The sequence below is a fragment of the Azoarcus sp. DN11 genome (assembly GCF_003628555.1).
In the GTDB taxonomy this organism is placed as follows: Bacteria; Pseudomonadota; Gammaproteobacteria; order Burkholderiales; family Rhodocyclaceae; genus Aromatoleum.
In genome coordinates, this window is sequence record NZ_CP021731.1 from 1,662,361 (window position 1) to 1,682,762 (window position 20,402).

Genomic DNA, 20,402 nt, shown 5'->3' on the forward strand with positions numbered 1-20,402 from the left:
AGCGCGGCGCCCCTTGCAGCGAGAGGCGTGGTCCGCTTGCCGTGGGATGAATTATCAAAATCGCGGCGCGAACCAACAATCAGGCGATGACTGATTTCGGGATCAGGTTTAGACCGATTTCGCCTCGCCGCCGCGACGCGGAAACTGTGCACCGAGCCGGCCGGCACGGGAGCCGCCGGCATGTCCGATACAAGGAGAAGCCATGCAAGGCGATGAATCGAAACGCGCGCCGGCGATCAGGCTGGCGCTGCGGGTCGGGGTCACCGGCCACCGCCCCGAAGGCCTGTCGCACGCCGATGAAGAGCGCTTGCGCGCCCAGATCCGCGAGATCCTCGCCGCGTTGCACCGCACGGCGCAGGAGGTGCAACGTGCGGCGGCGTCCGAATACGCCGACGGGGCGCCGCTGCTGCGCGTGATCACGCCGCTGGCGGAAGGGGCCGACCGCCTGGTGGCTGGCGAAGCGCTCGCGCTCGACATGGAGATCCAGTGCCCGCTGCCGTTTCCGCGCGCGACCTACGAGCGGGATTTCGCCGCCGCGGCCTCGCGCGAAGACTTCCGCAGCCTGCTCGCACGCGCCTCGGCGGTGTTCGAGCTGCCCGGCCGCCACGAGGACGAGCTCTCGCGTCACGATGCCTACCGGGCGCTCGGGCGCGTGCTGCTCGCACAGAGCGACGTGCTGATCGCGATCTGGAACGGCGCCCATCCGAGCGGCCCGGGCGGCACCGGGGAGATCGTCCGCGACGCCCTGAGCCGCGGCATTCCCACGCTGTGGCTACACGCCGGCGCGCCCCATGAACTGCGCCTGCTGCTGGACCCCGACGACGATGCCGCCACCGGGGAGGGCAGCGCGCTGGAGCGCCTGGCGGAAGTGCTCGAAGCGCGCCTGACGCCGCCGCGCGAAGCGCCTTGCGGCGGCAGGCGGCAAGTGGTTCCGCCGTGGCGCGCGCGCTGGTTGTCCGTGTATGCGGTGTTCTGCCGCATGTTCGCCGGGCGGCGTGAGCCTCGGCGGCGAGGGTCGCCGGGGCAGGCGGGTGATGTCGGAACCGGGAGCGCCGCTGCGCACGCCGCGCCTTCCGCCGCGGACGACGGGCGGCTGCCGGCCGCCCTCGCGGCGCAGATCGACGCGCGCTGCCGTCGCCACTTCCTGTGGGCCGACTGCGCGGCGAGCCGTTGCGCGGGGCGTTATCGCTGCTCCTTCGTGCTCAATTACCTGCTGTCGGCGCTGGCGGTGCTCTTCTCGCTGCTCGGCTATGCGCTGGGGATGCCGCCGGAGCAATGGGGGCCCTTCATCGTCGGCGAGCTTACGCTGATTGCGGTGATCGTCGCGGTCACGGTGGTCGGCAACCGCAGCCGCTGGCATCAGCGCTGGATGGAGTTCCGCCTGCTCGCCGAACAGCTGCGGCACATGCGCTTCCTGCTGCCGCTCGGTCTGACGACCCCGGCGCTGGCGGTGCCCGGCCACCACCGCGACGGCGATCCGCGCGACGGTTGGGGCAACTGGTACCTGAATGCGGTGATCCGCGAGGCGGGCTTGTTGCCGATTCGCATCGATCGCGGTTTGCTCGCCGCCTATGCGCGCTATCTCGCGTGCCACGAACTGCCGGCCCAGGCCGCCTACCACCGCGGCAATGCCCGCCGCTGCGCGCGCATCGCCCGCCGGACCGAATTCGCGGCCGGGGCCCTGTTCGGCCTCACGCTCGCGGCCTGCGCCGCCCATCTGCTGATCCACGGCGAGGTCGGCCGCTGGCTGACGCTCGCCGCCGCGGCGTTGCCGGCGTTCAGCGCAGCCTGCTCGGGCATCCTGAACCAGGGTGAATTCCAACGCATCGCGAGTCGCTCGGCGGCGATGCACGAGCGGCTGTCGGAGTTCTGCAGCAGGCTCCGGAGCAGCGGCGCTTGCTCGCTGCAGCGGCTCGCGAGTGCGGCCGAAGAGGCGGCCGAGACGATGAGCGGCGAACTGCTCGACTGGCGCGTGATCTTCATGAAGCGTCGCCTGATCCTGCCGAACTGAGCGCGCAGGTATTCAGGCATTCGGCGGCGGAATTTCAGGAAGCGCCTGATTTTTCAGCGCGCCGCGGCGGACTATCCTGCACCGATTCTGGCGCGTCAATGCCCACTTCAGTGATCCCGACCGTATGCACCGTCGAGCGGTCCGCCGGGCGCAGCGCCAACCACCGGACACAGGAACATGGATCATCAGGTCTTCATCAGCTATTCCCAGCGCGATCGCAGCCACGCCGCGACAATCTGCGCGAACCTGGAACAGGACGGCATCCCCTGCTGGATCGCGCCGCGCGACATTCCCGGCGGCCAGCACTGGGACGAGACGATCATGGACGCGATCCCGCGCAGCCGGGTGCTGCTGGTGATCATTTCGAGCCACTCCGACCGCTCGCTGCACGTCAAGCGCGAACTGAGCCTGGCGGCCGAGCACGCGGTGTCGATCCTGCCGGTGCGCGTCGAGGACGTGGTGCCGCAGCGGCTGCGCTACTACCTCGGCACCTGCCAGTGGGTCGATGCCCATCCCGTGCCGATCGAGGCGCATCGCGAGATGCTGTGCGCGGCAGTGCGTCGCCTGCTCGCCGAAGGCGCCGCGGCCTGCCGGGGGGACGTCCTGGATATGGAGGTCGCCGTGCCGCCGCTCGACGAACCGGCGCGCACCGCGCTGGAGCCGCCGACCGGCGCGGTGCAGGTCGACTCGCCGTTCTACGTCGAGCGCGCCGTCGACGCCGAGTTCCATGCCGCCGTCGCGCGCCAGGACAGCCTCGTGCTGCTCAAGGGCGCGCGGCAGGTGGGCAAGACCTCGTTGCTCGCACAGGGCGTGCATCGCGCCCGCGCGGCCGAACGGCGCGTCGTGTGGACCGACCTGCAGACGCTCAACGCGAGTCAGCTCGCATCACTCGATTATCTGTACCAGTCGCTCGCGCGCATGCTCGCCGACCAACTGGGCCTCGCAGTGCGGCCGGAGACGGACTGGGATCCCCACCTCGGGCCCAATCGCAATTTCGAACGCTTCATGCTGCAGGAAGTCCTCGAGCGCGTCACCGGACCGCTGGTGTGGGCGATCGACGAGGCCGATCGGCTGATCGGATGCGAATTCGCCGACGAGGTGTTCGGCCTGCTGCGCACCTGGCACAACGCCCGCGCGATCGACCGCAACGCGGCGTGGTCGCGCCTGACAGTCGCGATCGCCTATGCCACCGAAGCCCACCTGTTGATGGAGGACCCTCTTCCGGCGCCGTTCAATGTCGGCACCCAGCTCGCGCTGGAGGACTTCAACTTCGAGCAGGTGTTGCACCTCAACCAGTGCTATGGCGCGCCGCTGCGCAGCGATGCGGAACTCGCGGGCTTCTACCGTCTCGTGGGCGGACACCCCTACCTCGTGCGCAACGGCCTGCACCGCATGGCGACCGCGCGTCTCGGTCTTGCGGCGCTGGAGCAACAAAGCTGTCTCGATGACGGCCCGTTCGGCGAACATCTGCGCCGGTTGCTGATCGCGCTGCATTCGGACCGCGGTCTCGGCGAGACGGTGCGCGAAGTGCTGCGCGGGCGTTCGAGCCCGTCGGCGCAGCATTTCTACCGACTGCGCAGCGCCGGCATTTTCGCCGGCAACTCGGTGCAAGACGCTCGGCCGCGCTGCCAGCTGTACGCGGCCTATCTCGAGCGCCACTTGCCATAAATTGTTTCGAGATCCCTTGTGCGTGCCGCCGGGCCATCGCGGGGGTGACTGCTATGATGAAAAAAGCGGGGTGCGCGCGCCGTGCCGTGCGCGGCCCTCATCCGCGCCTCCACTCCCGCATCCCCTGGAATGACCATGACCCAGCTGTTCGACCGAAACATCGTCGGCGACGCCGGCAGTGCAGTGGAATTCGTCTCCAGTATCCTGCAGGCGTCGACCGAATATTCGATCATCGGCCAGGATCTCTCGGGCACGATCGTGCTCTGGAACGAAGGCGCCCGGCGGCTTTACGGCTATGCACCGGAGGAGGTCGTCGGGCGGGCGGCGGGCGCGATGCTGCATACCCCCGAGGATGTCCGCGCCGGTTTGCCGCAACAGATCCTGCGCGCCGCGCTGCGTGACGGCAAGTGGGAAGGCACGGTGCGGCGGGTGCGCAAGAGCGGCGAGCAATTCACGGCGCGCGTGACCCTGACGCTGCGCCACGACGGCAACGGGAAGGCGAACGGCTATCTGCTGATCTCGAAGGACATCTCCGAGGAGCGCCGGCTCGCCGGTGAGCTGCAGGCGACGCAGTTCTACACCCGCTCGCTGATCGAATCGAGCATCGACGCGCTGATGACGACCGACCTGCTGGGCGTCATCAGCGACCTCAACCAGCAGATGGAAGCCCTCACCGGCTATACCCGCGAGGAGCTGATCGGCTCGCCGTTCAAGCAGTATTTCACCGATCCGCAACGCGCCGAGACCGGCATCAAGCGCGCGCTGCAGCACGGCCGCGTGACCAACTACGAGCTCACGGCGCGTGCGCGCGACGGCCGCACGACGCTGGTGTCGTACAACGCCGCGACCTTCCGCGATGCGAACGGCAAGCTGCAGGGCGTGTTCGCGTCGGCGCGCGACATCACCGAGCAGAAGAAGCTCGAGTACCAGCTGCGCGAATCGGAAGCCTACAACCGCGGCCTGATCGAAGCGTCGGTCGACGGCCTGATCGCGGTCGACGCGGCCGGCGTGATCACCGATGTGAACGAACAGATGTGCCGCATGACCGGCTACGGGCGCGAGGACCTCGTCGGCACGCCCTTTGCGGACTACTTCGTCGACGCCGAGGCGGCCGAGGCGGGCGTGCGCGAGACGCTCGACAGGGGCATCGTCACCGACTACGTACTCACGCTGGCGACGCGCGACCGCCGCGAGCTGCAGGTGTCGTTCAACGCCTCGGTGTTCCGCGATCCGTCGCGCGACGTGCGCGGCATCTTCGCCTCGGCGCGCGACATCACCGAACCGGCGCGCCTGCAGGCCCAGCTCGCCGAGGCGCGCACGTACAACCGCGGCCTGATCGAGGCCTCGCTCGACGGACTGATCATCGTCGATCCGCTGATGGTGATCACCGATGTGAACGAGAGCATGTGCCGCCTGACCGGCTACGCGCGCGAGGCGCTCATCGGTTCGCCCTTCCCGGACTACTTCGCCGACCGCAAGCGCGCCGCCGAGGGCGTGCGCCTGACGCTCGATACCGGCGCCGTGACGAACTACGAGCTCAGGCTGCTCGGCCAGGACGGGCGCGACCGCCTCGTGTCGCTCAACGCGGCGATCTTCCGCGATGCGGCGGGGGCGGTGCGCGGCATCTTCGCCTCGGCGCGCGACACCACCGAACAGGCGCGCCTGCAGACCCAGCTCGCCGACGAGCGCGCCTACAACCGCGGCCTCATCGAGGCGTCGGTGGACGCGCTCGTGACGGTCGACGAGGCGATGCGCATCACCGACGTGAACGAGACGATGTGCCGCCTCGTCGGCCGGCGGCGCAGCCAGCTCGTGGGCTCCGCGTTCCAGGCCTATTTCCGCGACCCGGAACGGGCGGCCGAAGGCGTGCGGCTCACGTTCCGCGAAGGCTCGGTCGCGAACTACGTGCTCACGCTGCAGCTCGCCGATGGCCGCGAGCTGCCCGTCTCGCTCAACGCCGCGGTGTTCAGCGACACCGCCGGCAACGTGCGCGGCATCTTCGCCTCCGCGCGCGACATCTCGGCGCACAAGCAGCTCGAGGAAAAGCTGCAGGACTCGCACTTCTACACCCGCTCGCTGGTCGAGTCGAACATCGACGGCCTGATGACCACCGATCCGCTGGGCATCATCACGGACGTCAACCGCCAGATGGAGACGCTCACCGGCTGCGCTCGCGAGGAACTCATCGGCCTGCCGTTCAAGCAGTTCTTCACCGAAGCGGCGCGCGCCGAGGAGGCGATCCGGCTGGTGCTGCAGGAAGGGCGCGTGACCAACTACGAGCTCACGGTCAGCTCGAAGAAGGGCGACACGACGCGCGTCGCGTACAACGCAACGACCTTCTACGACCAGGCCGGCAAGCTGCAGGGGGTGTTCGCCGCGGCGCGTGACATCACCGAGCAGAAAAAGCTCGAGGAGCAGCTGCGCGAGCAGCAGGGCTACCTGCGCGGCCTCATCGAATCGTCCGTGGACGGGCTCGTGACGGTGGACCCCGAGGGCTTCATCACCGACGTCAACGACCGCATGTGCCACATGACCGGCTACAGCCGCGCGGAGCTGCTCGGTTCGCCGTTCTCCGACTACTTCACGTCGCCCGAGCAGGCGCGTGCGGGCGTCGAGCAGACGCTCGAGGTCGGCTACGTCACGGAATTGGCGCTGACCCTGGTGGCGCGCACGCGGCGCGAACTGCAGGTGTCGTTCAACGCGTCGGTGTTCAAGGACGCGGCCGGACTCGTGCGCGGCATCTTCGCGTCGGCGCGCGACATCACCGACCGCGTGCGCCTCGAGGAGCAGCTGCGCGAGCAGCAGACCTACCTGCGCGGCCTCATCGAGGCCTCGGTGGACGGCCTCGTCACCGTGGACCCCGAGGGCTTCATCACCGACGTCAACGAGAGCATGTGCCGCCTGTCCGGCACTCCGCGCGGCGAACTGATCGGCACGCCGTTCAAGCAGTACTTCAGCGATCCGGCGAGCGCGGACCTGGGCCTGCGCCGCACGCTCGCCGAGGGCGTGGTCACCAACTATGCGCTGGTGCTGCGCGCGAAGAGCGGGCGCAAGGCGACCGTGTCGGTCAACGCCTCCGTGTTCCGCGGCGCCGACGGGCGGATTGCCGGCATCTTCGCGTCCGCGCGCGACGTTTCCGAGCAGTCGCGGCTGCAGAACCAGGTCGTCGAGCAGCAGGCCTACAACCGCTCGCTGATCGAAGCGTCGCCCGATGCGCTGTTTGCGATCGCCCCCGACGGCATCATCACCGACGTGAACGAGGAGGCGACGCGGCTGACCGGTTTCACCCGCAAGCATCTGCTGAACTCGCCGTTCCAGGGCTACTTCACCGAGCCGGGCCGCGCGCGCGCCGCCGTCGTGCGGACGCTCGCCGAACGGCGCGTGATCGGTTACGAGCTGGTTTTGGTGACCCGTGCGGCCCGCCGCCTGCTGGTGAGCTTCAACGCCGGCGTGTTCACCGATGCGGCCGGCGCCCCGCTGGGCATCCTCGCCGTGGCGCGCGACATCACGGCGCAGAAGGAGCTCGAAGGGCAGCTGCGCGCCCAGCAGATCTACACGCGCTCGCTGATCGAGTCGAACATCGACGCGATGGTGACGACCGACGCGCTGGGCGTGATCAGCGACGTCAATCAGCAGATGGAGATCCTGACCGGCTGCACGCGCGAGGAGCTGATCGGCACGCCGTGCCGGAACTATGTCACTGAACCGGCGCGGGCCGACGAGGCGATCCGGCTGGTGCTGCAGGAAGGGCGCGTGACCAACTATGAACTCACGGTGCGGAACAAGGATGGCAACCAGACCGTCGTGAGCTACAACGCGACGACCTTTACCGACCAGTCCGGCGAGCTGCGCGGCGTGTTCGCCGCCGCGCGCGACGTCACCGAGCGCACCATCTTCGAGCAGGCGCTGCAGGAAAAGAACCTCGAGCTGGAAAACGCCAACCTCGCCAAGGACCGCTTCCTTGCGAGCATCAGCCACGAGTTGCGCACACCGCTCAACGCGATCATCGGCTACACGGGCACGCTGCTGATGGAACTGCCGGGACCGCTCACCGAGGAACAGCAGACGCAGCTCAGCACCGTCGAGACGAGCGCGCAGCACCTGCTGTCGCTGATCAACGACCTGCTCGACCTCGCGAAGATCGAGTCCGGCAAGGTGGAACTCCACCCGACCCCGGTGGTCTGCCAGGAAGTGGTGAACGAGGTCGCCGCCGCGCTCGCACCGCTCGCCGAGAGCCGGGGTATCCGCTTTGCGGTCAAGCAGCCGCGACGGCGCGTGGTGGTGCATACCGATCGGCGGGCCTTCAGCCAGATCCTGATCAACTTCGCGAACAACGCGGTCAAGTTCACCGAACGCGGCAGCGTGCGCATCGAAGTGGCTGAATGCGAGGAGAATGGACAGGCGATGGCCAAAGTCGATGTCGTCGATACCGGGGTGGGTATCCGGCCCGAGGATCAGGCCAAGCTCTTCCAGGCGTTCCAGCAGGTCGGCACCGTGCATCGCGAGGAAGGCACGGGACTCGGGCTGCACCTGTGCCAGCGCCTGGCCGGTCTGATCGGGGCGCATATCGAATTCGCGAGCGAGTACGGCCGCGGCAGCCGCTTCACCTTGTACCTGCCGCTGCAGCAGGCAGCTGGCGGAGCCGAGCCGGCGAGGGTGCGCGGCGGCCGGCGGGTGCGGCATCCGGTGGCCATCGCGGCGAGTCCCGCGCACGAGTGAGTGAGCGCCATGGGGGCACGCATCCTGGTCATCGAGGACAATGCGCCGAACCGCAACCTGATGAGCTATCTCATCACCGCCTTCGGCCACACGCCGATCACCGCCGAGAATGGCGTGTCCGGCATCGAGACCGCCGAGCGCGAGAAACCCGACCTGATCGTCTGCGATATCCAGATGCCCGGTATCGACGGCTACGAGGTCGCGCGCCGCCTCAAGGGCGACCCGTGCCTCGAACCGATTCCGCTGGTGGCGGTGACCGCGTATGCGATGGTCGGCGACCAGGAACGGGTGCTCGCCGCCGGCTTCGACGGCTACATCCCGAAACCGATCGTGCCGCGCGCCTTCGTCGGTCAGCTCGAAGTCTTCCTGCACCGCAGGCGCCGGACGGGCAACGGACGCAAGGCGCCGGCCCCGCCCGGCGACGGTCCATGAGCAAGATCCTGGTCGTCGACGACCGCCCCACGAACCGGCAGTTTCTCGTGACCCTGCTCGGCTACGCCGGCCACCGCCTGCTGGAGGCCGCCGACGGCCTGCAGGGACTCGAACTGGTGCGTGCCGAGCGGCCCGACCTGGTGATCAGCGACATCCTGATGCCCGGCATGGACGGCTGCACGATGGTGGAGCACATGCACGACGATCCCGCGCTGTGCGGCATTCCGGTGATCTTCTATACCGCGACCTACCGCCTCGGCGAGGCCCGGACGCTCGCGCGGGGGGTAGGCGCCGCACGCGTGCTGTCGAAACCGAGCCGGCCGCAGGAGATTCTCGACGCCGTCGCCGATGCGCTCGCTGCGGAGGCTGCGCCGTCGGCCGAATCCGTTGCCGCGGAGCCTGAATCCGCACCGGAAAGCAGACCCGAGTCCGACTCCGAGGCCGAGCAGCTGCTCAATCTCGAAGGCGTCAGCCTGCAACTCGCCGCGCTGCTCGAGCTCGGTTTCGATCTGGTGGCGGAACGCGATCCGCAGCAGCTGATGGAATTGTTCTGCCACGCCGCGCTCAAGCTGATGGGCGCCCGCCATGCCGTCGTCGCCGTTTTCGGACGGGATGCGGAGCGATTACGCCACTACGTTGCCAGCTCGGCCGACTCACCGCTGCCCGCGGGCCTCGTGCAGCCGCCGGTCGCGCCTGCGGCGTTGCTCGCGCGCCTGATGCAGGACAAGCGCCCGGTGCGGCTCGCCGATCCCGCCGAGATCGCGGCCGGCCTGCCGCCCAACCATCCGCCCCTTGCCGCCTTCCTCGGCGTGCCCCTGGTGTCGACGCGCAGGCGCTACGGCTGGCTGTATTTCGGCGACAAGCTCGGTGCGGCGGCCTTTGGCGAAGGCGACGAGCGCACCGCGCTGACGCTGGCGGCGCAGGCCATCATCGGCTATGAGAACGCGCAGATGTATGCGCTGCTCGAGCGGCACGCCGCGAAGCTGCAGCGCGAGGTCGGCGAACGCCTGCGGGCCGAGCGCAAGTTCCGCGGCCTGCTCGAGGCGGCCCCCGATGCGATGGTCGTGGCCGATGCCGGCGGCCGGATCATCTTCGCGAACTCGCAGACCGAGGCCTTGTTCGGGTACGCGCGCGGCGAGCTGCTGGGCGAGTCGCTGGAGGTCCTGGTGCCGGAGCGCCTGCGCGAGCAGCATGCGCGGCATCGCCATCATTACGGCAAGGCCCCCACGAACCGCCCGATGGGCGCGCTCGGCCTCGAGCTGCGGGGCCGTCGCCGGGACGGCGGAGAGTTTCCGGTCGAGATCAGCCTGAGCCCGCTCGAGGCCGAGGAAGGGTTGCTGGTGACGGCCGCGATCCGCGATGTCACCGAGCGCGAGCGCGCGAAGACGCGCCTCGAGGAAGCCAGCCAGCGGATGCAGCTGCTGTCGCAGCGCGTGCTCGAGGCCCAGGAAGTGGAACGCCGCCGCATCGCGCATGAACTGCACGACGAAATCGGCCAGGCGCTCACGGCGATGAAGATCAACCTCGAGTTCGCGCTGCAGCAGGCCGGATCGAACGGCCAGGCGCGCCGCCTGAAGGAGTGCGTGCTCATCGTCGAACACACCCTGAGCCAGGTGCGCAGCCTGTCGCTCGACCTGCGCCCGCCGCAGCTCGAAGAGCTCGGGCTGGTCGCAGCGCTGCGCTGGCACGTGGACCGCCAGGCCAAGACGGCGGGCATCACCCCGCATTTCGTTGCGAGCCCGCTGCCGCGGCGCCTGCACCCGGCGATCGAGACTGCGTGCTTCCGCGTCGCGCAGGAAGCGCTGACCAACGTCGTGCGCCACGCGCGGGCGCAGCAGGTGTGGATCTTCCTCGCCAAGCGCGAGGGCGAACTGCACCTGAGCGTGCGCGACGACGGCGCCGGCTTCGACGTGCAGGCCGCGCGCGGGCTCGCGGCCAAGGGCGGCAGCGTCGGCCTGCTCGGCATGCAGGAGCGCGTGATGCTGGTCGGCGGCCGCCTCGAAATCCGCGCCGAGACGGGAGCGGGCACCGAAATCCGCGCCGCCTTCCCGCTGCCCCCGCGGCGGCGGCGCACCGACAACCGGCACGCGGAGGAAATGCGATGAAACCGATCTCCGTGCTCGTCGCCGACGACCACACGCTGGTGCGCGCCGGTATCCGTTCGCTGCTCGAGAGTTTCGGCGGGGTCGAGGTCGTGGCCGAGGCCAGCGACGGCCGCGAAGCGATCGCGCTGCTGCGCACTCACACCCCCGACCTGATCCTGATGGACATCGCGATGCGCGGCCTCAACGGCCTGGAAGCAGCGGCGCGCATCCGCAAGAGCCACCCGAAGATCCGCATCATCATGCTGTCGATGCACGCCAGCGAGGAATACGTGATGCAGGCGCTGCGCTCGGGCGCGGCGGGCTACCTGCTCAAGGACTCCGCGACGCTGGAGCTCGAGCTCGCGCTGAAGGCCGTCATGAACGGCGAGACCTACCTGAGCCCGCCGATCTCGAAACAGGTCGTCGAAAGCTACATGAACCGGGTCGGCGACGAGCAGGGCACCGCGGTGCAGCTGACCCCGCGCCAGCGCGAGATCCTCCAGCTCATCGTCGAAGGGTTCAGCACCAAGGACATCGCCGCGCGCCTGCATCTGAGCACCAAGACGGTCGAAACCCACCGCACCAAGCTCATGGAGCGCCTCGACATCCACGACATCCCGGGCCTCGTGCGCTACGCGATCCGCGTCGGCATCTCCACGGCCGACAAGTAAGGGGAACAGGCGTCCTCCGCCTCAGTTCGCGGCCATGTCCGAGGTGTCTGCCCGGCCGCCGACGGCTTCGGCGACATAGCGGCGCATCTGTGGCGCCTCGGGGCCGACGTGGAAGGCGAGCCGGCGTTCGCGCAGGCCGAGATCGGCCGCGGTGAAGCGCTCCAGGCGTCGCTGGTGCTCGACCCAGTTCTCGTCGAGGAAGTATTCGATGTAGCGCTCGGGCCGCGTCGTGTCGCGGAACAGGCCCCACGAAAGGGCTCCCTGGCGCAGGCGGGCGCGGCGGGTTTCCTGCATCACGGCATTGAAGTCGGCCGCGCGCGCCGGATCGATCAGGTACTCGATGGTCACCATCACCGGCCCCTTGTCGGGCGGGATCTCGATCACCGGCGGAGGTACGCGTACGGTGGGCCGGGCAGGGGTCAGATCCTCGTCATGCGCGCCGATGGTGACATGGCGGCGCGTCAGCAGCAGCACCGCCGGGCCGACCACGGAAGCCACGACGATGCTGGTCGTGACCGACGTGAGGGTCGCGATGTAGCCCCACACGGCCGCGCCGGCGGCGCTGCCGCCCATCAGCGCCATCTGGTAGATCGACATGCCGCGGGCGCGCACCCAGTTCGGGAGCCCCATCTGCGCGACGACGGTCAGCGAGTTCGCGGCGGAGATCCAGGCCATGCCGGCCACGACCATGGCCGGGACGGCGATCCATAGCGTCGGCACGAGCACCACGATGACCGCGCACGCGGCATGCAGGAGGGTGCTCCAGCGGACGAAGGCTTCGCGTTCGAGCCGTTTCCGCAGACGTGTGAGGTTCAGCGCCGCGATGATCGCGCCGCTGCCCATCGCTGCGAGCAGCGTGGTGTAGGCGCCGGCGCCGCCGCCGTGCACGTCGCGCGCGACGAGCGGAAGCAGGGCGGTGAGGGACGTGGATTGCAGGAAGAAGAGGAAGATGCGCGCGAGCACGGCGCGCATCGGTGGCGATTGCATGACGTGCTGCAGGCCGACGCGCATCGCGGCGACGAATCGCTCGCCGGGCAGGGTGCTGACTTTCGGTTCGGACCGCCAGCGCAGGATGAGCGTGAAGGCGACGATTGCCAGCAGCGAGTTGAGCAGGAACACGTAGGCACTGCCGGCGCTGGCGATCAAGGCCCCGGCGACGACCGGCCCGATGATGCGCGACATGTTCATCGCGACGCCGTTCAGCGCCAGCGCGGCCGGCAGCTCGTGGCGCGGCACGAGGTCCGGGATGATCGCGGCGAACACCGGCCAGCGCAGCGCGAGGCCGATGCCGTTGGCGAACGTGAGCGCGAGCAGCAGTTCGGCGGTGAGCCGACCGGTGAAAGCCAGCCCGCTCAGTACCACGGCGACGATCGCGACCCACAGCTGCGTCGCGGCGAAATATTTGCGCCGGTCGATGATGTCGGCGAGGGCGCCGCTCGGCAGGCCGAGCACGAACACCGGCAGCGTCGACGCGGCCTGCACCATCGCCACCATGAAGGCGCTGCCGGACAATGAAGTCATGAGCCAGGCCGAGGCGACGTCGTTCATCCACATCGTGACGTTCGCCGCGAGCCAGGCGAGCCACAACATGCGGAACACGGGCTGGCGCAGCGGCGCGATGGCGGACGGACTGACGTCGGCGTCGTTGGGCAAGGTTACTCCCTTCTTGTCTGCGCCAGACGATGAGCCTGGCCGGCCGGTTTGTCCGAGGAGTATAGCGGTCGCCGCGCGCGTGCATGAGGCGAGCCGCGATTTTGCCGCCGCGGGTGGCGGTTGCGCGTGGGGGTGTCCGGCGCCGGGCTGGATGTCGACCGGGGGGGTGTCGTGGAGTGCGTGCCTCCTCAGACCGCCACGTCCGGCTCGCCGCAATGCTCCAGGATGTCACGGCGGGCCGCATCGCGGAGTGCGAGCGCGGCGCTCCAGTCCTTGCCCTGGGGCAGGATCGGGCGGCCGATCGTGACCGTGATCGGACCGCGGCGCGGGAGCCAGGTCCCGTCGGGCAGCACGGTGCGTGTGCCACGGATCGTCACCGGCACGACCGGCAGTTCCGCCGCGCAGGCGGCGAGGAAGGCGCCGAGGTGGAATTCCTGCAGGCCGGGGCGGCGCATGAACGTGCCTTCGGGAAAGTAGCACAGCGCAGCCCCCAGCCGTGCGCGTTCGGCGAGCCGCTGCGCGGCGTCCGCGCTGTCCTGGACGGCGAAGCGCTCGATGAATTCCGTCCCCAGGCCCCGCAGGAAGCGGCGCGCGATCGCGCTGTCGAGGAGCTCGCGCTTCGCGACGAAGACGAAGGGGCGGGGCAGGGCCGCCGCGGCGACCAGGCCGTCGAGATAGCTGGAGTGGTTGGCGACGACGATGCAGGGCGCCGCGGCCGGCAGGTTGGCCAGGCCGCGGACGTCGATGCGGATGCCGGTCAGCGCGGCCAGCAGGCGTGCGCCGATGTGGCTGAGATGCCAGCCGGCGGCCGGGCGGCGCAACGTCGCGACGGCGAGCCACACGGGGACGGCGAGAAGCACGAGGATCCCCCATGCCCACGCGGCCCACAGGGCGGCGCCGGCGCGCTGCAGGGCCTGCCGCGTGCTGCGGGCGGCGGCGAGTGCGGCGAGACGCAGCATCTGCACGCGCACGCTGTGCTGTCGGCCGAGCACGCCGCTCTGGTACAGCTCCCGCGTCGCGGCGCGCCGGATCTTGCCGCTGGAGGTCTTCAGCACGCTGTGCGGCGGTGCGAGCACGACGGCGTCGAGCGGCACGCCCAGCAGGTCGATGGCGAGCCGGCCGACCGCATGTTCGAGATCGCGGCGTTCGGTCTCGTCGGCCGTCCGCGTCTCGACCACGGCGACGAGGCGTTCGCTCGCCGTCGCGGGATCGGGGACGCCGAACACCGCGACGCAGCCGCGGCGCACGCCGGGGAGTGCGCCGATCGCGTCTTCCAGCTCGTAGGGGTACAGGTTGCGCCCGCCGCGGATGATCATGTCCTTGACGCGGCCGGTCACGAAGAGCTCGCCTTCCGCGAGGTAGCCGAGGTCGCCGGTATCCAGCCAGCCGCCGCGCAGCAGCTTGCGGGTTTCCCCGGTGTTGTGCAGGTAGCCGGCGGTCGCGGACGGGCCGCGGAATTCGATGCGCCCGACGCGGCGATCGGGGAGCTCGTCGCCAGTGGGCGCGACGATGTGCAGGTCGTGCCCCGGCAGCGGCTGGCCGCAGCCGACGAAGCGGATCGCGCTGGCGTCGTCGGCTGCCGCACGGGCCGCTTGGCCGCGGAAGAAGGCATCGCGCGCGACACGGTCGATGCGCGGGCCGCGTCCGATGGGTGGCACGGCGAGGCCGACGGTGTTCTCGGCGAGCCCGTAGGCGGGGGTCATCGCTTCGCGGCGTAGGCCATACGGTGCCAGGCGTTCGCAGAAACGCTCGATGGTGTCGGGATTGACCGGTTCGGCGCCGTTCGCGGTGAAGCGCCAGCGCGACAGGTCGAGTCCGGCGAGTTCGCGCTCCTCGACGTGCTTCAGGACGAGCTCGTAGGCGAAATTCGGCGCGGCGGAGAGCGTGCCGTGGTAGCGGTGCAGGGTGCGCAGCCAGCGCGCGGGGCGGGACAGGAAGTCCAGCGGTGACATCAGCACCAGCGGGCAGCCGTTGTACAGGCTGCCGAGCCACGCCGCGATCAGGCCCATGTCGTGATAGAGGGGCAGCCAGCTCACGGTCACGTCGTCGGCGGTGATGGCGATCGAGCGGCTCCAGGCGCGGATGTTCGCCAGCAGGTTCGCGTGCGTGAGCATCACCCCCTTCGGGTTGCCGGTGCTGCCCGAGGTGTATTGCAGCAGCGCGAGGTCGTCCGCCCGCCGCGCGGCAGGCTCCGGATCGCAGGGGCGGTTGGCGAGTTCGTGCGCGGTGAGCGTGTACCTGAGGCTGCCCGAGGGCGTCGAGATCAGGCGGGCGACCTGCTGGACCTGCGCGTCGGTGACGAGCACCGGCGCGCGGCAACTTTCGAGGATGCCGGACTGGCGGCGCAGGTGATCCTCGAGCTGCGACGGGCGCGTCGGCGGATACATCGGCACCGGCACGCCGCCCGCGAGCAGTGCGCCGTAGAAGCTCGTGAAGAACTCCAGCGAGGTCGGCAGCATGATCGCGACCGCGTCGCCGGGCGCGACGCCCGCGTGCCGCAGGCCGGCGGCGATGCGCATCGCGCCGTCCAGCAGCTGCCGGTGCGTGAGCGTGCCGATTTCGGCGTCGTCGTGGAGCAGGCGGATGTGGATGTGCTGCGGCGAGCGTTCGGCGTGCCACTGCAGCACGTCGACGAGAGTGTCGGCAGCGGTGGGGGCCTCGATGCGCCCGGTCTCCGCGGCGGCAACGACGCCGGACGGATCCGTGACGGCTTCGGGCCGGGCGGCGCGCAGCGCGGCGAGCAGCTGGCGGGGCGTCTCCGCCGCTTCAAGGGTGCCGTCCGGCAGTTGCACGCGAGCGGCGTGTTCGATGCGCGCGAGCAGTTCGACCCGCGCGAGGCTGTCGAGCCCGAGGTCGCGTTCGAGGTGGCTGTCGAGCGTGGCGTCGGGCGGCTTGCCGGGGCGCAGCTCGCTGACGAGTGTGCGCACGATCTCGAGCAGTCCGGCCGCGTCGATCACTGGGAAGGATGACTCCATCGTGAGGTTCCGACGCCAGGCCCGCCGCAGCGCCAGCGGACCGGGTCTCCCCCTTTTTAGCCCTTTGTCGCGAGTCCTGCCGTGACGGCCTCCCGTGCCGGCAGCTCACGCACGCTGCGGCAGTCCGTCGCGCGGATCCTCTGCAGCATGTAGTCGGCGGATGTGCCGGGCAGCATCGCGCGCAGGTAGCGTGCGAGGTTGAGGAGCTGGCGATTGTCGAGTTCGGTTTCGCAGCCGGTCTTGCCGAAATCCTCGTCGGGCGGAATCTGCGAGAAGCCGAGGCGCGCAGACGGGGCGCCGGCAGGAATCTCGCGTTCCGCACCCGCCGCGAAGACGAGCAGGCAGGGCGTGTGGCAGGCGCTTCCCGGCGCGATGCGCGTGTTGTAGCCGCGGTTGCGCAGCATCGAGCCCACCGTGATCGCCGCGCCGACGCTGCCGTCCGCGATGTCGAGCACGACCCATTTGCTGCGGCAGGAGCGCTTCGACAGCGCCTCGTGCGCGAGCGTCAGCGAGGAGACGGCCGCCGGCGCGAGCGTGCCGCGCAGCGTCAGTTCGCAATTGTCGCCGCGTGGCGCGACGGCGACTTCGCCGCCACGATAGGCGAAGCGCTCGCCTTCGCGTTCGGCAGTGGAGGCCGTCGGGGCCGTGGGCGCAACGCCGCAGGCGGAGACGAGCAGCGCAATGGCGACGGCCGGAAGGAGCGGCCACGGAAAACGGGTCTGCATCGGGTCATCCTCGTGATGGGCGGCGATTAACATATCATGGGAACGGCACTGTGGCCGGTTCGCGGCACGGGCGCAGGCAGGCAGATCTTCGGCCACGACGCCGACCCCGGCGCGATCCGCGCCATGCTGCATCGACTCCTGTGGAGGTGTCATGCGAGGTGCTGTTAGCATAGGCAGGTCGAGCCGGGCGCGGCCGTGATCGGCCTGACGTGCCTGCGCCGGGGGCATTCGCATGTTCCCGGCCGTTCGGTCATCCATACAGATCGATTTCGAATCATCCATGCCCGAAAATAATACCGTTACGATGGATCAGTTGCGGGTCGGTTTATATGTCATGCTCGATCTCGACTGGTTTCAGCATCCCTTTGCTTTCAGCCAGTTCAAGATCAAGTCCGAAGAGCAGATCTGCGAGATCCGTAGTCTGGGCCTGAACAGCGTCCGGTATAACCCGGCGCTGAGCGACACGACGGCGCGGCAGCCGTCCGCGGTCGAGGCGCCGGTGACGCCCCCGCCAGAATCCCCCGGCCCCGACGCGCCGGCGGATGCCGCCGCTGCAGCAGCCCCCCAGGTCGTCGAATCGGCTGTCGCGCCAGCGCTTGCGGCGAAACGTGCGCTCGTCGAGCGCATCCGGATTCAGCGCGAGGCTGCCGCGCGCGTGGAGCATGCATTCGTCAGTGCTGCGAAGGCCATCCACGACATCGAGAAGAACCTGTATTCGAGCCCGAAGGAAGCTGTCGAGCATGCGACGCAGCTCGTGACCCAGATTGCGGATTCAATTCTGTGCGCGCCGGAACTGGCCATCCACGTGATGGGCGATCGGACTGGCGGTGAGGAACTCTATTTTCATTCCCTCAATGTCACGATGCTGTCGATGATGATCGCCCGGGATATTCGCGTTCCTCAGGAGGCACTCGGGGCACTGGGTCTGGGGGCGTTGCTGCACGACATCGGACGCAAGGAGATCCCGGACAGGATCCTGCTGAAGACCGAGCCGCTTGCGCCGGCAGAGCGAAAGCTTTATGAGATGCACTGTCACTATGGCGTGGAACTCGGTCGGCGCTTGCAGCTTTCGAAATCGGCTTTGGGCATCATCCGTGAGCACCACGAGCTTTTTGATGGCAGCGGTTACCCGTCCGGGCTCGAAGGTGACGCAATTGGAATACTTCCGCGCATTGTTTCCGTGGCGAATTACTACGATGAGTTGTGCAATCCGGTGGATGTCGCGGCGGCATTGACGCCGCATGAGGCGCTTTCGACAATGTTTGCAAGGTTGCGTGCGAAATTCGATCCGCGCATGCTGCAGGCGTTCATACGGTGCCTCGGGGTCTACCCGCCCGGAACCATCGTGCAGTTGTCCAACGGAGTGATCGCGATGGTGGCCACGGTCAATACCGCCAAGCCGATGAAGCCTGTCATCGTGATCTACGACGCGAACATTCCCAAAGAGGAAGCGATGCTGGCGGATCTGGCGCGCGAGCAGGACCTGAATATTGCGAAGGCCATCCGCCCGGCGCAGGTGCCGCTCGAAATCTACAACTACCTGAGCCCGCGCAGGCGCGTCAGCTACTATTTCGATGCAGGACAACCTGGACAGGATACGGTGGCCGGATGAGCAGCCTCGCCGAATTGATGCTGGACCACAGCGCGCAGATGAAGCTCCTGGTGGACCCGGACTCGCTGCGAATCATGATGGGCAACCAGCTCGTAACCCGGACGCTGGGCTATTCGCGCGCGGATCTTCTCGCCATGTCCATTACCGACATCGAAAGCTCATTGCCGGATGTCTTCTATTGGGAAGATGCACACAACGGGCAGCATCAGGAGATCGAAGGACAGGAAGGGCTGTATCGCTGCGCGGACGGTACGATGTTGACGGTGGTGAAATCGGTTCGGATCGTCACCCACGAGGGGCGCCCCCTGATGCTGGTGCTCGCGCGCGACACGCGGTACGAACGCAAGGTCGAGGACACGCTCGAGCAGACGCTCGAGCAGACGCTATCCCAACTGCGGGCGACGCTCGAATCGACCGGTAACGGAATCCTCGTGATCGACTGGCAGGGAAGCATCACCAACATGAATCGGCTGTTTAGCGGCATGTGGGAAATTCCTGAAGAATTGCTGCTGGAGCGGAACGATGCGGCAATTCTCGAGTTCATTGCCGGACGGGTAGTGGAGCCGGACCTGTGTCGGGCTCGCCTGCGCGCAACCGTCGACACCGCCGAGACCGAGGATCTGCTGCGATTGACCGACGGCCGCGTGTTCGAGTGCAAATCCCATCCGCAATACATCGGTGAACGGATCGTGGGGCGGGTGTTCGGCTACAGCGACATCACGGAGCGCATTCGCTCAGAAGAGACCCTGCGCGAATCGCGCGACCGTCTGGAAGATCGCGTGCGCGAGCGCACTGCCCAGTTGGAGAATGCGAATGTCACCTTGCAGGCCGAGAAGCTGCACCAGCAGACCCTGATTCGCAAGCTCGAAGAGGCGCACAACCAGCTTCTTCAGTCCGAAAAGTTGGCATCGATCGGCCAGCTCGCAGCCGGCGTCGCCCATGAAATCAACAATCCGGTCGGGTTCGTGAATTCGAACCTCGGGACGCTGCAGCGCTACGCGGAAGACCTGCTCCGTTTGCTTTCCGCATACGAACAGATCGAGCCAGCCCTGACTGTCGAACAGCTCGACGAGATCTCACGCATCAAACGGGAAATCGATGCAGGGTACCTGCGCGACGACATTGGCGACCTCCTGAACGAATCGCTCGACGGACTGCAGCGCGTCAAGCGCATCGTGCAGGACCTCAAGGACTTCTCGCATGTCGACAAGGCCGAACGCGAATTGGCGAATCTGGAAGCCGGCCTGGAGAGCACGCTGAATGTCGTCTGGAACGAGATCAAGTACAAGGCCGATGTGGTCAAGGAATACGCGCAGCTTCCCCGGATCGAATGCTTCCCTTCGCAACTCAACCAGGTCTTCATGAACCTCCTGGTGAATGCAGCTCATGCCATCGAGGACCACGGGCGGATCGCGCTGCGCACCGGATACGATGAAACCCATGTCTGGGTGGAAGTCGAAGATACCGGCAAGGGAATCCGGCCGGAGCATCTCAGCCGGATTTTCGAACCGTTTTTCACCACCAAGGCCGTGGGCAAGGGCACGGGCCTTGGTTTGTCCGTGTCATACGGGATCGTCAGCCGCCACCACGGACACATCGACGTCAAGAGCGAACTTGGCAAGGGAACCGTGTTTCGCGTGGTCCTGCCGCGTGCTTTCACCGATGAGCCGTGCGAGGTGAAGTGAGTGCCCGGGCAGACGACGGTTCGGACCCTGTCGCCGGGCGGGACCGCCCGCAGGTGCCACCGTCCCCTCCGCACTCGACCAGCAGCACGTTCGGCGCGAGAATACAGAATCCATACGAGCACGCAAGTCTGCTACCGTAGACGCCCGTCCGGTGCGGTTCTCCGCCT

At 68.3% G+C, this 20,402-nt stretch carries 11 protein-coding genes; 8 read left to right on the plus strand and 3 right to left on the minus strand.

The features are described 5' to 3' along the window. Window positions 1-202 precede the first annotated feature (202 nt). From CDA09_RS07625 to CDA09_RS07650, 6 genes are all read left to right on the plus strand, one after another. Window positions 203-2,011: a DUF4231 domain-containing protein gene (locus CDA09_RS07625; protein WP_121428065.1), complete on the plus strand. Its 1,809-nt coding sequence runs from the start codon at window positions 203-205 to the stop codon at window positions 2,009-2,011. Window positions 2,012-2,188: 177 nt separating this feature from the next. Beyond that, window positions 2,189-3,679: an AAA-like domain-containing protein gene (locus tag CDA09_RS07630; protein ID WP_121428066.1), complete on the plus strand. Its 1,491-nt coding sequence runs from the start codon at window positions 2,189-2,191 to the stop codon at window positions 3,677-3,679. A gap of 135 nt (window positions 3,680-3,814) precedes the next feature. After that, window positions 3,815-8,398 carry a PAS domain S-box protein gene (locus CDA09_RS23500; RefSeq protein WP_217351290.1) on the plus strand — a complete coding sequence of 1,528 codons (4,584 nt, stop codon included), beginning with the start codon at window positions 3,815-3,817 and terminating at the stop codon, window positions 8,396-8,398. A gap of 9 nt (window positions 8,399-8,407) precedes the next feature. Next, the gene (locus CDA09_RS07640; RefSeq protein ID WP_121428068.1) at window positions 8,408-8,830 is read left to right on the plus strand and encodes a response regulator; all 423 of its coding nucleotides are present in this window, start codon (window positions 8,408-8,410) and stop codon (window positions 8,828-8,830) included. Further along, the gene (locus CDA09_RS07645) at window positions 8,827-10,935 is read left to right on the plus strand and encodes a PAS domain S-box protein (protein WP_121428069.1); all 2,109 of its coding nucleotides are present in this window, start codon (window positions 8,827-8,829) and stop codon (window positions 10,933-10,935) included. Before CDA09_RS07640 ends, CDA09_RS07645 begins: the two co-directional genes overlap by 4 nt. After that, window positions 10,932-11,585, plus strand: coding sequence for a response regulator (locus tag CDA09_RS07650; protein WP_121428070.1), 654 nt, complete (start codon window positions 10,932-10,934; stop codon window positions 11,583-11,585). Before CDA09_RS07645 ends, CDA09_RS07650 begins: the two co-directional genes overlap by 4 nt. A gap of 21 nt (window positions 11,586-11,606) precedes the next feature. Here CDA09_RS07650 and CDA09_RS07655 read toward each other — a convergent pair whose 3' ends face one another. The 3 genes from CDA09_RS07655 to CDA09_RS07665 form a co-directional block, all read right to left on the minus strand. Continuing rightward, window positions 11,607-13,238 (minus strand): MFS transporter, encoded by a 1,632-nt coding sequence (locus CDA09_RS07655; protein ID WP_121428071.1) that lies wholly within the window; start codon window positions 13,236-13,238, stop codon window positions 11,607-11,609. Between the two features lie 188 nt (window positions 13,239-13,426). Then, the gene (locus tag CDA09_RS07660; RefSeq protein WP_121428072.1) at window positions 13,427-16,213 is read right to left on the minus strand and encodes an AMP-binding protein; all 2,787 of its coding nucleotides are present in this window, start codon (window positions 16,211-16,213) and stop codon (window positions 13,427-13,429) included. 56 nt (window positions 16,214-16,269) lie between these two features. After that, window positions 16,270-16,938, minus strand: coding sequence for a hypothetical protein (locus tag CDA09_RS07665; protein ID WP_128106540.1), 669 nt, complete (start codon window positions 16,936-16,938; stop codon window positions 16,270-16,272). 232 nt (window positions 16,939-17,170) lie between these two features. Between CDA09_RS07665 and CDA09_RS07670 the strand changes: the two genes are divergently transcribed. Together CDA09_RS07670 and CDA09_RS07675 are read left to right on the plus strand one after the other, a co-directional pair. Continuing rightward, window positions 17,171-18,550, plus strand: a complete 1,380-nt coding sequence (locus CDA09_RS07670; RefSeq protein WP_286164411.1) for a cyclic di-GMP phosphodiesterase — start codon at window positions 17,171-17,173, stop codon at window positions 18,548-18,550. Then, window positions 18,547-20,235: a PAS domain-containing sensor histidine kinase gene (locus tag CDA09_RS07675; protein ID WP_121428075.1), complete on the plus strand. Its 1,689-nt coding sequence runs from the start codon at window positions 18,547-18,549 to the stop codon at window positions 20,233-20,235. Before CDA09_RS07670 ends, CDA09_RS07675 begins: the two co-directional genes overlap by 4 nt. The last annotated feature ends 167 nt before the right edge of the window (window positions 20,236-20,402 follow it).